17 protein-coding genes are annotated in these 14501 nt (G+C 71.3%); 9 read left to right on the top strand and 8 right to left on the bottom strand.

The genetic code is table 11. From position 1 onward, the window contains the following. The first annotated feature begins 21 nt into the window (after positions 1–21). The 5 genes from DRV96_RS08080 (at position 22) to DRV96_RS08060 (ending at position 4043) form a co-directional block, all read left to right on the top strand. Complete coding sequence (locus DRV96_RS08080) at positions 22–837, top strand: ABC transporter ATP-binding protein (protein ID WP_119289723.1); 816 nt, start codon at positions 22–24, stop codon at positions 835–837. Positions 838–948: 111 nt separating this feature from the next. Continuing rightward, on the top strand, positions 949–1245 hold the full coding sequence (locus tag DRV96_RS08075; RefSeq protein ID WP_235823328.1) for a hypothetical protein: 297 nt from the start codon (positions 949–951) through the stop codon (positions 1243–1245). After that, positions 1238–2503: a phenylacetate--CoA ligase family protein gene (locus DRV96_RS08070; protein ID WP_119289719.1), complete on the top strand. Its 1266-nt coding sequence runs from the start codon at positions 1238–1240 to the stop codon at positions 2501–2503. The genes DRV96_RS08075 and DRV96_RS08070 overlap by 8 nt, the downstream gene beginning before the upstream one ends. A 137-nt stretch (positions 2504–2640) precedes the next feature. Further along, the gene (locus DRV96_RS08065) at positions 2641–3606 is read left to right on the top strand and encodes a tripartite tricarboxylate transporter substrate binding protein BugD (RefSeq protein WP_119289717.1); all 966 of its coding nucleotides are present in this window, start codon (positions 2641–2643) and stop codon (positions 3604–3606) included. Between the two features lie 23 nt (positions 3607–3629). Further along, the gene (locus tag DRV96_RS08060) at positions 3630–4043 is read left to right on the top strand and encodes a hypothetical protein (RefSeq protein ID WP_210756997.1); all 414 of its coding nucleotides are present in this window, start codon (positions 3630–3632) and stop codon (positions 4041–4043) included. A gap of 13 nt (positions 4044–4056) precedes the next feature. Here DRV96_RS08060 and dtd read toward each other — a convergent pair whose 3' ends face one another. From dtd to tyrS, 5 genes are all read right to left on the bottom strand, one after another. Next, entirely contained in the window at positions 4057–4500 is a 444-nt protein-coding gene (dtd, locus tag DRV96_RS08055) for a D-aminoacyl-tRNA deacylase (protein WP_119289715.1), read from the bottom strand. Between the two features lie 7 nt (positions 4501–4507). Next, a complete protein-coding gene (locus tag DRV96_RS08050) occupies positions 4508–5398 on the bottom strand; it encodes a cation diffusion facilitator family transporter (RefSeq protein WP_119289713.1) in 891 nt (296 codons plus the stop codon). 45 nt (positions 5399–5443) lie between these two features. Continuing rightward, positions 5444–6415, bottom strand: coding sequence for a lysylphosphatidylglycerol synthase transmembrane domain-containing protein (locus DRV96_RS08045; RefSeq protein ID WP_119289710.1), 972 nt, complete (start codon positions 6413–6415; stop codon positions 5444–5446). Next, positions 6412–7419, bottom strand: a complete 1008-nt coding sequence (locus DRV96_RS08040) for a glycosyltransferase family 2 protein (RefSeq protein WP_235823334.1) — start codon at positions 7417–7419, stop codon at positions 6412–6414. The genes DRV96_RS08045 and DRV96_RS08040 overlap by 4 nt, the downstream gene beginning before the upstream one ends. Before the next feature lie 88 nt (positions 7420–7507). After that, the gene (gene tyrS, locus DRV96_RS08035) at positions 7508–8761 is read right to left on the bottom strand and encodes a tyrosine--tRNA ligase (protein WP_119289706.1); all 1254 of its coding nucleotides are present in this window, start codon (positions 8759–8761) and stop codon (positions 7508–7510) included. Between the two features lie 227 nt (positions 8762–8988). Between tyrS and DRV96_RS08030 the strand changes: the two genes are divergently transcribed. Together DRV96_RS08030 and DRV96_RS08025 are read left to right on the top strand one after the other, a co-directional pair. After that, a complete protein-coding gene (locus tag DRV96_RS08030; protein WP_119289703.1) occupies positions 8989–10362 on the top strand; it encodes a M23 family metallopeptidase in 1374 nt (457 codons plus the stop codon). Between the two features lie 19 nt (positions 10363–10381). Then, on the top strand, positions 10382–11506 hold the full coding sequence (locus DRV96_RS08025; RefSeq protein WP_119289701.1) for an anhydro-N-acetylmuramic acid kinase: 1125 nt from the start codon (positions 10382–10384) through the stop codon (positions 11504–11506). A gap of 48 nt (positions 11507–11554) precedes the next feature. Here DRV96_RS08025 and erpA read toward each other — a convergent pair whose 3' ends face one another. From erpA to rplM, 3 genes are all read right to left on the bottom strand, one after another. Then, the gene (gene erpA, locus DRV96_RS08020; RefSeq protein ID WP_119289699.1) at positions 11555–11929 is read right to left on the bottom strand and encodes an iron-sulfur cluster insertion protein ErpA; all 375 of its coding nucleotides are present in this window, start codon (positions 11927–11929) and stop codon (positions 11555–11557) included. A 241-nt stretch (positions 11930–12170) separates the two neighbouring features. Further along, positions 12171–12563, bottom strand: a complete 393-nt coding sequence (gene rpsI, locus DRV96_RS08015) for a 30S ribosomal protein S9 (RefSeq protein ID WP_119289697.1) — start codon at positions 12561–12563, stop codon at positions 12171–12173. Positions 12564–12574: 11 nt separating this feature from the next. Then, on the bottom strand, positions 12575–13003 hold the full coding sequence (rplM, locus tag DRV96_RS08010; protein WP_119289695.1) for a 50S ribosomal protein L13: 429 nt from the start codon (positions 13001–13003) through the stop codon (positions 12575–12577). Positions 13004–13352: 349 nt separating this feature from the next. On the opposite strand from rplM, the gene DRV96_RS08005 reads away from it, so the two are divergent. Both DRV96_RS08005 and DRV96_RS08000 read left to right on the top strand, forming a co-directional pair. Next, positions 13353–14063, top strand: a complete 711-nt coding sequence (locus DRV96_RS08005) for a GNAT family N-acetyltransferase (protein WP_119289693.1) — start codon at positions 13353–13355, stop codon at positions 14061–14063. A gap of 61 nt (positions 14064–14124) precedes the next feature. Further along, the coding region (locus tag DRV96_RS08000) for a transposase (protein ID WP_473199541.1) at positions 14125–14501 on the top strand (377 nt) is incomplete at its 3' end.

The raw sequence follows: 14501 nt of genomic DNA, 5'->3' as shown, positions 1-14501 counted from the left end.
GAACGAGTCGAAAGGCGCCTCATGAGCACACCACGACAGATCGTTCTCAACGTCAACGGCATCGAGGTCATCTACAACCACGTGATCCTCGTGCTCAAGGGCGTCTCGCTGCAGGTGCCAGAAGGCGGCATCGTCGCGCTGCTCGGCGGCAACGGCGCCGGCAAGACGACGACGCTGCGCGCGGTGAGCAACCTGCTCGCCGGCGAGCGCGGCGAGGTCACGAAGGGCTCGATCGAGTACCGGGGCGAGCGCATCGAGAAGATGACGCCGGCGCAGATGGTCGAGCGCGGCGTGATCCAGGTGATGGAAGGCCGCCACTGCTTCGCGCACCTGACGATTGAGGAGAACCTGATGACCGGCGCCTACACGCGCCGCGACGGCAAGGCGGCGGTGGCGCAGACACTGGAGAAGGTCTACACCTACTTCCCGCGCCTGAAGCAGCGCCGCACGAGCCAGGCGGCGTACACGTCGGGCGGCGAGCAGCAGATGTGCGCGATCGGGCGCGCGCTGATGGCCAACCCGAAGATGGTGCTGCTCGACGAGCCGAGCATGGGGCTGGCGCCGCAGATCGTCGAGGAAGTGTTCGAGATCGTGCGCGACCTCAACACGAAGGAGAAGGTCACGTTCCTGCTCGCCGAGCAGAACACCAACATGGCGCTGCGCTACGCCGACTACGGCTACATCCTCGAGAACGGCCGCATCGTGATGGACGGCGAGGCCAAGGCGCTGCGCGAGAACGAGGACGTCAAGGAGTTCTACCTGGGCATGGGCGGCGGCGACCGCAAGAGCTTCCGCGACGTGAAGTCGTACAAGCGCCGCAAGCGGTGGTTGAGTTGACCCCCCCCGTAGCGCCTACGGCGCTCCCCCCCAGGGGGGCGCCGCCCGCGGACCGGCGAAGCCGGATCCGCGGCGGCTGCTTGATCGCTTGCGCGTGTGCGGAGCTTGCCCGTGGATGACTTCGGTTTTGCGCCACCGCCGTTCAAGCCCGACGACGCCCTCGCGGGGCTGAAGCGCAGCCTGCGCGAGCTGGGTCTCAGCGAGCGTGAGGGTCGCTTCGAGCGGCGCGGCATCGCGATCGCGAAGGCGGCGGTCGACGGCGGTGCGATCGCCGCAGCGGTGGTCAAGAAGCCGTCGCGCCTGAGCCCCGAGTGGCAGACGAAGACGCTGAAGTCCGGCGCCGACGTGCGCGACTTCGTGGCCCACGTGAAGAAGAACCTCGCTGCCTGGAGCGACCGCGATGACTGAGTTCTACGACGCGCTCGAGACGCGCGACCCCGCCGCACGCGAAGCGGCACTGATGGCGGCGCTGCCCGCGCAGATCGAGCGCGCGCAGGCCACGCCCGCGCTCGGCGAGATCCTGCGCGGCGTCGACGCGCGCGCCGTCACGTCGCGCGAGGCGCTGGCTGCGCTGCCGGTCACGCGCAAGAGCGAGCTGCTCGCGCGCCAGAAGGCGGCGCGCGAAGCCGGCGGCGATCCGTTCGGCGGCTTCTCGGCAATCGGCTGGGCAGCGCTCGGCCACGCGCGCACTGCGCGGCGCGTGTTCCAGTCGCCGGGGCCGATCTACGAGCCCGAGGGCGATGCGCGCGACTACTGGCGCTTCGGCCGGGCGCTGTTCGCCGCGGGATTCCGTGCCGGCGACCTCGTGCACAACAGCTTCAGCTACCACCTGACACCCGCCGGTTCGATGATGGAGACCGGCGCGCACGCGATCGGCTGCACCGTCTTTGCCGGCGGCGTCGGCAACACCGAGCTGCAGCTGCAGGCGATGGCCGAGCTGAAGCCGCAGGCCTACGCGGGCACGCCGAGCTTCCTGCGCATCGCGCTCGAGAAGGCCGACGAACTCGGCATCCGTCTGCCGTCGTTGACCAAGGCCTCGGTCGGTGGCGAGGCGTTCCCGCCGGCGCTGCGCGACGCGCTGCGCGCACGCGGCATCGAGGCATACCAGAGCTACGGCACCGCCGACGTCGGGCTGATCGCGTACGAGACCGCCGCGCGCGAGGGCCTGGTGCTCGACGAGGGCGTGATCGTCGAGATCGTGCGCCCCGGCACCGGCGAGCCGCTGCCCGACGGCGAGGTCGGCGAAGTCGTCGTCACCGTGCTCAACCCCGACTACCCGCTGGTGCGCTTCGGCACCGGCGACCTGTCGGCGATCCTGCCCGGCACCTGCCCGACCGGCCGCACGAACGTCCGCATCCGCGGCTGGATGGGCCGCGCCGACCAGACCGCGAAGGTGCGCGGGATGTTCGTCCACCCGAGCCAGGTCGCCGAGATCGTGCGCCGCCACCCCGAGATCGGCCGCGCGCGGCTCGTGATCGAAGGCGAGATGGCCAATGACCGCATGACGCTCCAGGCCGAAGTCGCCGCTGCCGCCGAGGGACTCGCGCAGGCCGTCGCGGCGACGATCCGCGACGTCACGAAGCTGCGCGGCGAGGTTGCGCTCGTCGCACCGGGCACGCTGCCCAACGACGGCAAGGTCATCGAGGACGCGCGCAAGTACGACTGACGCCAGCGCCCAGCGCCGCGGCCGCGGCCGGCCGCGACGCCGCCCGCGGCGCGCCACTCTACGTAGTTCCCGCGACGCGGAAGCGAGCCTGGCCCCGCTAGCATCGCCGGGCCGTCATCGACCGAGGAGTCCCTTCCATGAAGAAGATGCTGATCGCCGCGCTGGCGCTGGCCACGGGCGCCGCGTTCGCCTACCCCGACAAGCAGATCACGATCGTCGTGCCGTTCGCCGCCGGCGGGCCGACCGACAAGGTCGCGCGCGACCTCGCCGAAGCGCTGCGCAAGCCGCTGGGCAACGCGACGATCGTCGTCGAGAACGTCGGCGGCGCCGGCGGCACGCTGGGCGCCAACAAGGTCGCCAAGGCCGCCCCCGACGGCTACACGCTGCTGCTGTACCACATCGGCATGGCGACCTCGGCCACGCTGTACCGCAACCTGCCGTACAAGACGCTCGACGACTTCGAGTACCTCGGCCTGGTCAACGACGTGCCGATGACGCTGATCGGCCGCCCGACGCTGCCGGCCAACAACTTCGCCGAGCTGCAGAAGTGGCTCAACGACAACAAGGGCAAGATCAACCTCGCCAACGCCGGCCTCGGCGCCGCGTCGCACCTGTGCGGGCTGCTGTTCCAGCAGGCGGTGAAGATCGACATGACGACCGTGCCGTACAAGGGCACCGCGCCGGCGATGACCGACCTCATCGGCGGCCAGGTCGACATCATGTGCGACCAGACGACGAACACGACGGCGCAGATCGAAGGCGGCAAGGTCAAGGCCTACGCGGTGACGACGAAGCAGCGCCTGACGACGCCGGCGCTGAAGAACCTCCCGACGCTCGACGAGGTAGGCCTCAAGGGCTTCAACGTCTCGATCTGGCACGGCTTGTACGCGCCCAAGGGCACGCCGAAGGCCGTCACCGACAAGCTCAACGCCGCGCTGCGCGAGGCGCTGAAGGACCCCGACTTCGTCAAGCGCCAGGAAGCGCTCGGCGCGGTCATCGTCACCGACGAGCGGCTCACGCCGGCCGGCCACAAGCAGTTCGTCGCCGCCGAGATCGACAAGTGGGGTGCGGCGATCAAGGCCGCCGGCCAGTACGCCGACTGACGGCGACCGTCGGCGTCCGCACGATGCACGACCCCGAGGCCGCCCGCGAGGGCGGCCTTTTCGTTGCGGTGGCCGGCCGGCGATGGCCGCTGCTCGTCGTCGACAGCATCACCGAGGCCATCGGCCGCGGTGCCGGCTGCGCCGTCGTCAGCGGCTCGCACGGCGGCATCAGCGCCGCGCGCTTCGCGCTCGAGGCCCGCGTCGCGCTCGCCGTGTTCAACGACGCCGGCGTCGGCCGCGACGCAGCCGGCATCGCCGGGCTCGACGGGCTGCAGCGCGAAGGGGTGCCGGCCTGCGCCGTGCGGCACGACAGCGCGCGCATCGGCGACGCGCGCTCGACCTGGGACGACGGCGTGATCTCGCACGCCAACGCCGCCGCCGTCGCGCTGGGTGCCCGCGCCGGGCTCGCCGTGCGCACGTGGCTGCGGCGGGCCTGAAGCGGCCGCTCGCTCAGCCGCGCACCGACAGCGGGATCGTCACCGGCCCGTCGTTGACGAGGTGCACCTGCATCGCCGCGCCGAAGCGCCCGGCCTCGACGCGCGGGTGCGCGGCGCGCGCGAACTCGAGCACGCGCTCGTACAGCGCGCGACCTTGCTCGGGTGGTGCGGCGCCGGCGAAGCTCGGCCGGTTGCCGGCCGAGGTGTCGGCCGCGAGCGTGAACTGGCTGACGATCAGCAGCGCGCCGCCGACGTCGCGCACGCTGAGGTTCATGCGCCCGTCAGCGTCGCCGAAGATGCGCAGCTTGAGCAGTTTGTCGACCAGCTTGCGCGCCCGTGCGTCGGTGTCACTCGGCTCGGCGCAGACGAACACGAGCAGGCCGGGCCCGATCGCGCCGACGGTCTCGCCGGCCACGACGACGCGCGCCTCGCCGACCCGCTGCACCAGCGCCAGCATCGCCGCGTCAGAGCAGGTCGCGCGCGTCGTCGAAGTGCGCCTCGACGTCGCTGGGCAGCAGCTGGATCGTCGCGCGCAGCCCCGGCACCGCACTCATCAGCGCCTGCTCGACCGAGGTGCGCAGCGCGGCCGCGCGGCCGAGCGACCAGCCGGCGGGCATGTGCATGTGCAGGTCGACGAAGCGGCGCTGCCCGGCGCGGCGCGTGACGACGTGGTCGAAGCGGATCGTCGGGTGCGCGAAGCCGGCGAGGACCTGGTCGATCTGCGCGCGCACCTCGGGCTCGAGCGCGCGGTCCATCAGCCCGTCGGCCGAGCTGCGGATCAGTGACACGCCTTCGCGCGCGATGTTGGCCGCCACCGCGATCGCGATGACCGGGTCGAGCCACAGCCAGTCGGTGACCGTGACGGCGGCGAGGCCGACGACGACGCCGACCGAGGTCCACACGTCGGTCATCAGGTGGCGCGCGTCGCCCTCGAGCGCCATCGAGCGGTGCTCGCGCGCCTTGCGCAGCATCGCCCACGCGAGCGCGCCGTTGAGCGCCGAGGCGAGCAGCGACAGGCCCAGCCCCCAGCCGAGCTGCTCGAGCGGCTGCGGCGCCCACAGCCGCTCGACGGCGGTCACGATGATCGCCAGCGCCGCGGCGAGGATCAGCACCCCCTCGAAGCCGCTGGAGAAGTACTCCGCCTTGTGGTGGCCGTACGGGTGGTCCTCGTCGGGAGGCGCCGCCGCGAGCGTGACCATCAGCAGTGCGAAGCTCGCGCCGGCCAAGTTGACGAGCGATTCGAGCGCGTCGGACAGCAGACCGACCGAGTCGGTGATCCACCACGCCCCGGCCTTGAGCGCGATCGTCGCCACCGCGACGGCGACCGACAGCTTCAGATAGGTACTGACCTGCATGATGGCGCGATTGTCGGTGCACGGCCGCGGGCCCGCTGCGCGGCGTCAAGACCACCGGTCGGTCGTGCCGGCCAGCGCGCCCACCGCGGCGACCGCCTGCACCAGCGCGGCCACGCCGTAGAGCATGGCCACGGCGACGGCCTGCGATGCGCTGACGCCGAACGCCGCCAGCGCGACCACCGCTGCGGCCTCGCGCGTGCCCCAGCCGCCGAAGCTCACCGGCAGCGCCGCGAACAGGAACACCGGCACCGCGGCGACCGCCCAGGCCCAGTACGGCAGCGCGACGCCGACGGCGGCCCCCGCGCACGCCAGCGTGCCCACCGACAGCACCTGCACCGCCGCCGAGCCGAGCACCTGCCAGCCGTACTGCGCCACCGCCCCGCGGCGATGCGCCAGCCGCACAAGCCGCTCGTGCCAGCGCGCCGCGGCCACCTCGCCGCCCGGCGGCGCGGCACCGCGGCGCCACGCGACGAGCACCGCCAGCGGTACCAGCAACGCCAGCACGGCGAGCGCGGCAAAAGCCCACGGCCCGATGGCGACGAGGGCGCCGGCGCCGAGCCGGCCGAGCGCGGCTGCGGCGCCCTCGCCGGCCAGTGCGAACGCGGCGGCGAGCGCCCCGATGACGATCAGCACCCACAGCCCGCCGACGCGGTCGAACAGCACCGACAGCCCTGCCTCGAGCATCGGCAGGCCGCGCCGCGCGAGCGCGTGCGCACGGTAGACGTCGCCGCCGACGACGGCGCCGGGCAGCACGGCGTTGATCGCGACACCGCGGAAATACATCACGAGCGCCCAGCGCGCGCCGACACGCGCACCCAGCCACCGCGCCAGCGCCCACCAGCGCAACCCCGACGCGACATTGGCCGCCACGGCCGACAGCAGCCCGAGCACGAGCCACCCCCCGTCGGCACTGCGCAGCAGCTGCCACAGCGTGCGCGGGTCGGTCCACCACAGCAGCGCCGCGAGCAGCAGCACCGCCACCGCGATGCGCGCCGCGGCGCGCGCACGCGGACTCAACCGGCCTCCCCGGCCTCCGCGCCTGCCGGTCGTGGCGGCGCTGCGCGCGGCGCGGGCGCCGCGTCGTCGGCGGCGGCCGGCGCACGCACGTGGTACTGCGGGCGTCCCTGCCCTTCGTGGTAGACGCGCATCAGCATCTCGCCGGTCAGGCCGGCGACGACGAGCTGCGCGCCGATGAGGATCAGCATCACGGCGGCGATCAGCAGCGGGCGCCCGCCGATCGGCTCGCCACCGATCTTCAGCGCGAGCAGGTACGCGAGGATCAGCACGCCCGGCGTCGCCAGCCACAGGCCGAGCCCGCCGAACGCGTGCAGCGGGCGCTGGCGGTAGCGCATGAAGAAGACGATCAGCACCAGGTCGAGGATGACGCGGAACGTGCGGTCGATGCCGTACTTGCTCTGGCCTCTCGTGCGCGGGTGGTGGCGCACCGGCATCTCGGCGATGCGCGCGCCGGCGTCGCGCGCCAGCGACGGGATGAAGCGGTGCAGCTCACCGTACAGACGGATGCGGTCGATGATCGGGCGCCGGTAGGCCTTCAGCGCGCAGCCGTAGTCGTGCAGGTGCACGCGCGTCGCGCGCGAGATCAGGCGGTTGGCGATCAGGCTCGGCAGCCGGCGCGAGATCGCCGCGTCCTGGCGCTCGCGTCGCCAGCCCGAGACCATGTCGACGTTCGGATCGGTCTCGAGGCGCTGCAGCAGCAGCGGGATGTCGAGCGGCTCGTTCTGCAGGTCGGCGTCGAGCGTGACGACGTAGCGCCCGCGCACGCGGTCGAAGCCGGCCTGCAGCGCGCTCGACTGGCCGTAGTTGCGTGCCAGGATCACCGGCCGCAGCCATGGGTACTGGGGCGCCAGCCGCTCGAGCAGGTCGGCGCTGCCATCGGTCGAGCCGTCGTCGACGGCGATCAGCTCGAACGTGAAGCCGCTGCCGGCCATCGCGTCGCCGATGCGCGCGACGAGGTCGGGCAGGTTGTCGACTTCGTTGTAGACCGGCACGACGATCGACACGTCCGGCGGCGCCGCGACGCCGCTCGCGCGGGCCGCGGCGGTCGAAGGCGACGGCGCTCGGGTGGCCGAAACGGACACCGCGGTCCCCTCAGGCGAGCGTGACACGCGCGAACTTGCGCTTGCCGACCTGCACGACGAAGGTGCCGGCACCGAGCCTGAGGGCCTTGTCGCTGACGACGCCGCCGTCGATGCGCACGCCGCCGCCGTCGATCAGGCGCATCGCCTCGCTCGTCGACGGCGCCAGGCCGGCCTGCTTGAGCAGCGCCCCGATCGGCAACGGCGCCCCGGTCAGCGACACCTCGGGGATCTCGTCGGGGATGCCGCCGCGCGCGCGCAACTCGAAGTCAGTCTGCGCGGCGTCGGCCGCCGCGGCACCGTGGAAGCGCGCCGTGATCTCGCGCGCGAGCAGCACCTTGGCGTCCTTCGGGTTGCGCCCGGCGTCGACCTCGGCCTTGAGCCGGGCGATCTCGGCCTCGCTGCGGAAGCTCAGCAGCGTGAAGTAGCGCCACATCAGCGTGTCGTTGATCGACAGCAGCTTGGCGAACATCGTCGCTGGCGGCTCGGTGATGCCGATGTAGTTGCCCTTGCTCTTGGACATTTTCTCGACGCCGTCGAGCCCCTCGAGCAGCGGCATCGTCAGGATGCACTGCGGCTCCTGGCCGTATTCCTGCTGCAGCGCGCGGCCGACGAGCAGGTTGAACTTCTGGTCGGTGCCGCCGAGCTCGAGGTCGCTCCTCAGCGCCACCGAGTCGTAGCCCTGCATCAGCGGGTACAGCAGCTCGTGCACGCTGATCGGCACCCCGCTCTTGAACCGCTTGCTGAAGTCGTCGCGCTCGAGCATGCGCGCGAGCGTGTATTTGGCGGCGAGCTGGATCATCCCGCGCGCGCCGAGCGCGTCGCTCCATTCGGAGTTGTAGCGGATCTCGGTCTTCGCCGGGTCGAGCACGAGGCTCGCCTGCGCATAGTAGGTCTGCGCGTTGGCCTCGATCTGCTCGCGCGTCAGCGGCGGGCGCGTCGTGTTGCGCCCCGACGGGTCGCCGATCGTCGACGTGAAGTCGCCGATCAGGAAGATCACCTCGTGCCCCAAGTCCTGCAGCTGGCGCATCTTGTTGAGCACGACGGTGTGGCCGAGGTGGATGTCGGGCGCCGTCGGATCGAGCCCGAGCTTGATGCGCAGCGGCTGCTCGGTGGCCTCGGCACGGGCCAGCTTGGCCAGCCACTCGTCCTCCGGCAACAGTTCCTCGCAACCGCGGCGCGTGATCGCCAGCGCCTCGCGCGTGCGATCGGTCACCGGGTAGACCGACTTTCCGGGATGCGAAACGGTCGTCACAGCTGCAGACATGGCGAAAGGTCAAATCACAGAACCGGCCTCAACTGCCGCGTTGCGCGGACGATCACGCTGGCTATACTTCGTCGCGGTCATCTGGCCGTCATCGAAAAAAACAACCGCAGCGACGTTCGGCGGGTCCATGATTCTATTGGGCACCCGTGCGAGCACGATCGAGGCCACGGCCGTGCCGGGCTCGAGAAGATCAACAAGCGACGGGCCGAGGCGGCCCCTCCTGGTACGTGGAACCGTTGGGCTGGTTGAACCAGGCCGCCGAGAGTGGCCAACGATTCGTCACCCGCCATCACCGCGGCGTCGTCACCGGCGTGACGGTGGCGCTGATCGGCTTTGCCGCGACGGCGTTCGGCATCGCGCCGCTGGCGCCCGATGCCAACGATTTGCCGCGGCGGGTGATCTCCGAGGTGATCGAGCCGCTGCCGCTGGAGGTGCAGCTCGAAGCGCTGGCGGCGCACTCGCTCGAGCTGTCGCGCAGCCAGATCACGCGCACGGGCGACACGGCCGACAGCCTGCTGCAGCGCCTGGGCGTCAGCGACGCCGACGCCGCCGCCTTCCTGCGCCGCGACGCCGTGGCGCGCCGCATCGTCGAGGGCCGGCCCGGCAAGCTGGTCAGCGCCGTGGCGCGCGACGACGGCTCGCTGGTCGAGCTGGTGGCGCGCTACCCGGCCGAAGGCGAACGCGCGGCGACGCACTTCTCGCGCCTGACGGTGCAGCGCCAGGGCGACACGTGGCAGACGCGTCTCGAGACGGTGCCGCTCGAGACGCAAGTGCGCGTGGGCAGCGGCACGATCCGCTCGTCGCTGTTCGCGGCCACCGACGAGGCCGGCATCCCGGATCCGGTCGCGATCCAGATCGCCGAGGTCTTCGCCGCCGACATCGACTTCCACCGCGAGCTGCGCCGCGGCGACACGTTCAGCGTCGTCTACGAGACGCTGACCGCCGACGGCGAACCCATCGTCTGGAACCAGGGCACCGGCCGGGTGCTCGCTGCCGAGTTCGTCAACGCCGGACGCACGCACCAGGCGCTGTGGTACCGCGGCCGCGACGGGCGCGGCGGCTATTACGGCTTCGACGGCCAGAGCAAGCGCCGCACGTTCCTCGCCAGCCCGCTCGAATTCTCGCGCGTGACGTCGGGCTTCGCGATGCGCATGCACCCGATCCTGCAGCAGATGCGCGCGCACAAGGGCGTCGATTACGGCGCACCGACCGGCACGCCGGTGCGCGTCGTCGGCGACGGCGTCGTCGACTTCGCCGGCTGGCAGAACGGCTACGGCAACGTCGTGATCGTGCGCCACAGCAACAACCGCACGACGCTCTATGCGCATCTGAGCCGCATCGACGTCAAGCGCGGCGAGCGCGTGGCCCAGGGGCGGCACATCGGCGCCGTCGGCGCCACCGGCTGGGCCACCGGCCCGCACCTGCACTTCGAGTTCCACGTCAATGGCCAGCACGAGGACCCGCTGCGCATCGCGCGCTCATCGGAGCCCGTCGTGCTGCCGGCGGCCGAGCGTGCCGCCTTCGAGCAGCAGGCCCGCATCGCGGCGACCAAACTCGACGCCGCGCGCGCCACGGTCAGCGCGGCATTGACGCGCGATTGAGCGGCCCACCGCCGCCGCGATGCCGCTGTACGTCGGTCTGATGTCGGGCACCTCGCTCGACGGGCTCGACGCCGTGCTGACGCGGATCGACGACACACCGGCCGGGTTGGCGCTGACGGTGCACGCCCACCACCACAGCGCGTTCGACGACGGCCTGCGCGCCGAGCTGCTGGCACTGAACCGGCGCGGCGACGACGAGCTGCACCGTGCCGCCGTCGCGACGCGTCGTCTCGTCGCGCTGGCCGCCACCGCCGTGCGCCAGCTGCTCGCGCATGCCGGCGTTCGCGCGGCCGAGGTCCGCGCGATCGGCTCGCACGGGCAAACCGTGCGGCACCGGCCGCCCGCTGCCGACGTCGCCGTGCCCTACACGATCCAGCTCGACGATGGGGCCTGGCTCGCCGAACACACCGGCATCGACGTCGTCTGCGACTTCCGCCGCCGCGACCTCGCCGCCGGCGGCCAGGGCGCGCCGCTGGTGCCCGCGTTCCACGCCGCCTGCTTCGCGCGGCCGGGCCGCGCGGTCGCGGTGCTCAACATCGGCGGCATCGCCAACCTGACGCTGCTCGGCGCGGGCGGCGAGGTCGCCGGTTTCGACTGCGGCCCCGGCAACGTGCTGCTCGACCTGTGGTGCGAGCGTCACACCGGCCGCCGCTACGACGAAGACGGCCGTTGGGCCGCGGGCGGACGCGTGGACGCCGCCCTGCTGGCCGCGCTGCTCGCCGAGCCCTACTTCGCACTGCCACCGCCGAAGACGACCGGCCGCGACCTGTTCCATGCCGAGTGGCTCGACGCGCGGCTGCAGCCGTTCAAGACCCTGCCTGCGGCCGATGTCCAGGCCACGCTGGTCGCCCTGACCGCGGCGGCCGCCAGCGACGCGCTGCGCCGCCATGCCCCCGCCACCGAGCGGCTCATCGTCTGCGGTGGCGGTGCGCGCAATCACGCCCTGATGACGGCGCTGGCCGCGCATTCTCCGGGCGTCGAGGTCGTGACCAGTGCCGCCGTCGGGCTCGACCCGATGCACGTCGAGGCGGCGGCGTTCGCATGGCTCGCCCACGCGCACCTCGAGCGGCAGCCCGGCAACCGCTGCGAGGTCACCGGCGCGCGCGGCCCGCGCGTGCTCGGTGCGCTCTATCCGGCGCGCTGAAAGCACGACGGCCGCCCGCTGGCGGCCGCCGGCACGATCAGGTGACGGTCAGACCGAGAACGACGAGCCGCAGCCGCAGGTCGTCGTGGCGTTCGGGTTCTTGATGACGAACTGGGCGCCTTGCAGGTCTTCCTTGTAGTCGATCTCGGCACCGACCAGGTACTGCAGGCTCATCGCGTCGATCAGCAGCGTGACGCCATTCTTCGTCATCTGCGTGTCGTCCTCGTTGACGACCTCGTCGAACGTGAAACCGTACTGGAATCCCGAGCAGCCGCCGCCTTGCACGAACACGCGCAGCTTCAGGTCGGGGTTGCCCTCTTCGTCGACGAGCTGCTTGACCTTGTCGGCCGCGCTGTCGGTGAACAGCAGCGGGGCCGGCATCTCACCCGCGACGTCGGACTTCGGTTCGGCGACAGCACTCATGTGGCATCCCTCGGTGACATCAACTCGATATTGGGGTCGCGGCCCGCGGTTTTCAACTGCGTCCATGCCGACCCTGATCGCCTGCCTGCAGAAGCAGGCACGCCCACAGGCGCGACGTTAGCGCAAAAGGCTCCCGCCGCGCCGCCGCTTGCCCTTGCCCAGGTTGTGGGCTTCGTGCGAGGCGAAAAAGCAAAGGGCCGCACCGCGGCGGCCCCCCTTGGCGATCCCTACGGCGCCGCGATCAGCGCTTGCTGAACTGCTTGCGACGGCGCGCGCCGTGCAGGCCGACCTTCTTGCGCTCGACCTCGCGCGCGTCGCGCGTGACGAAGCCGGCGCGGCTGAGTTCGGGCTTGAGCGCCGCGTCGTAGTCGATCAGCGCACGCGTGATGCCGTGGCGCACCGCGCCCGCCTGCCCCGACTCGCCGCCGCCATGGACGTTGACCTTGATGTCGAAGGCCTCGCCGTTGTTCGTCAGCAGCAGCGGCTGCTTGACGATCATGATCGAGGTCTGGCGGCCGAAATATTCTTCGACGGGCTTGCCGTTGACGGTGATCTTGCCGCTGCCCTTCTTGATGAACACGCGCGCCACCGACGACTTGCGGCGGCCGGTGCCGTAATGCCAGTTTCCGATCATCACACCGCTCCTCAGATCTCGAGCGCCTTGGGCTGCTGCGCGGCGTGCGGGTGCTCGCCGCCCGCGTAGACCTTCAGCTTCTTGGCCATCGCGTAGCCCAGCGGCCCCTTGGGCAGCATGCCCTTGACCGCCTTCTCGAGCGCGCGCCCCGGATGCTTGGCCTGCATGTCCTTGAACGACGTGGCGTAGATGCCGCCGGGGTAGCCGCTGTGGCGGTAGTAGATCTTGTCGGTGGCCTTGTTGCCGGTCACGCGCAGCTTGGCGGCGTTGACGACGATGATGTAGTCACCGGTATCGACGTGAGGCGTGTAGATGGCCTTGTGCTTGCCGCGCAAACGGCGTGCCACTTCGCTGGCGACACGTCCGAGCACCTTGTCGGTGGCGTCAATCACAAACCACTCGTGCTTCACCTCGGCCGGCTTGGCGCTGAAGGTCTTCATGAGGGTCTTTCGTTGCGGCCGGAAGCGACCGACGCTCGTTCGCGCCGATCACCACTGACCTCGACACGGCTGCATGCTGTGCCCCGTCGCTCTCACCTCGGCGCGGCTTATTGGGGGCCGCCTCTCGGTGCTCAGGTGCTTCGGTGCTGATTCGCTGGAGGCGAACGCCTCGTGCTGCCGCCAGCGCATTCCCCGCCGCTATCGGGAAAGCCCGCGAGTATAGCGTGCAATGCCGCTCGCGGCGCGGCATCGTCCACACACCGGCACGAACGCTGGGGAGCGCACTCCAGCAGTGTCCGCTACGATTGGGGTTAACCCTAGGCCGACGTGCCGAAGGAAGGAGAACTGCATGGGCTTTCCCGGTGACATGCTGAGCCGCCCGGGGCTGCGCGAGCACCGCCACGGGCGCGACGACGACCCGCGCCCGCCGGCCCCCGCGTTTCGCTGGATCCCGATCCGCTCGCTGGCCGAGCGGCACCGGCCGCGCATCCTCGCGCACCTGCTGGCGCTCGACGAGGCCGATCGCTATCTGCGCTTCGGCCATCCGGCCACCGACGCGCAGATCGCACGCTACGTCGACGGGATCGACTTCGAGCGCGACGAGGTGTTCGGCATCTTCAACCGCCGGCTGGAACTGATCGCGCTGGCGCACCTGGCGTACCTGGGCGATTCGCGCGAGGCGGAGTTCGGCGTCTCGGTGCTGCCCAAGGCGCGGGGGCGAGGCTATGGCGCGCGCTTGTTCGACCACGCGGTGCTGCACGCGCGCAACCGTGGCGTCGACACGATGGTGATCCACGCGCTGAGCGAGAACACGGCGATGCTGCGCATTGCGCGCAACGCCGGTGCCACGATCGACCGCGCCGGCACCGACTCGCAGGCGCGCCTGCGCCTGCCGCCCGACGACGTGGCCTCGCACGTCAGCGAAATCGTCGAAGGCAGCGCGGCAGAGATCGACTACCGGCTCAAGGCGCAGGCGCGCCGGCTCGACGGGCTGATCGATGCGATCGCCGACGTCAAGGCGATGATCGGCAGCCGAAGCGGCCAAGCCGGCATCGACTGAGAGCGTGAGAGTTTTTCGTCCGCTGCCCTCGTGCTGGCATGTCTCTGGCTTGCTGTTGGGCATGAGCGATCCGAAGCACCAAGACAGCGTGGCCGGGGTTTTGTTCGAGGACTTGGCGCCCGTCGATGAGCAAGCAGCGCAGGCCGCCGCGCAAGCGCGAGCCGTTGCGCTGCGCGCGCAGCCGCCGCGGCTGCTGCAGCCCAACCGCAAGCAGATCGAACTGCGGGCATCGGACCTGGAGTCGCTGCTGGGCGAGGATCACCGAGCGCGGCTGGTATGGGGCTACGTCGAGCGGCAGGACCTGAGCCGGCTGACCGATGCGATCAAGGCGCGCGGCAGCAACGCCGGACGCGCGGCGATCGACCCGCGCATCCTGTTTGCGCTGTGGCTGTACGCCACGCTCGAAGGCGTGGGCAGTGGACGCGAGCTGGCGCGGCT

This window comes from Azohydromonas sediminis (assembly GCF_003574675.1).
Taxonomy (GTDB): Bacteria; Pseudomonadota; Gammaproteobacteria; order Burkholderiales; family Burkholderiaceae_C; genus Calidifontimicrobium; species Calidifontimicrobium sediminis.
This window is presented reverse-complemented; position numbering and strand designations above follow the sequence as displayed.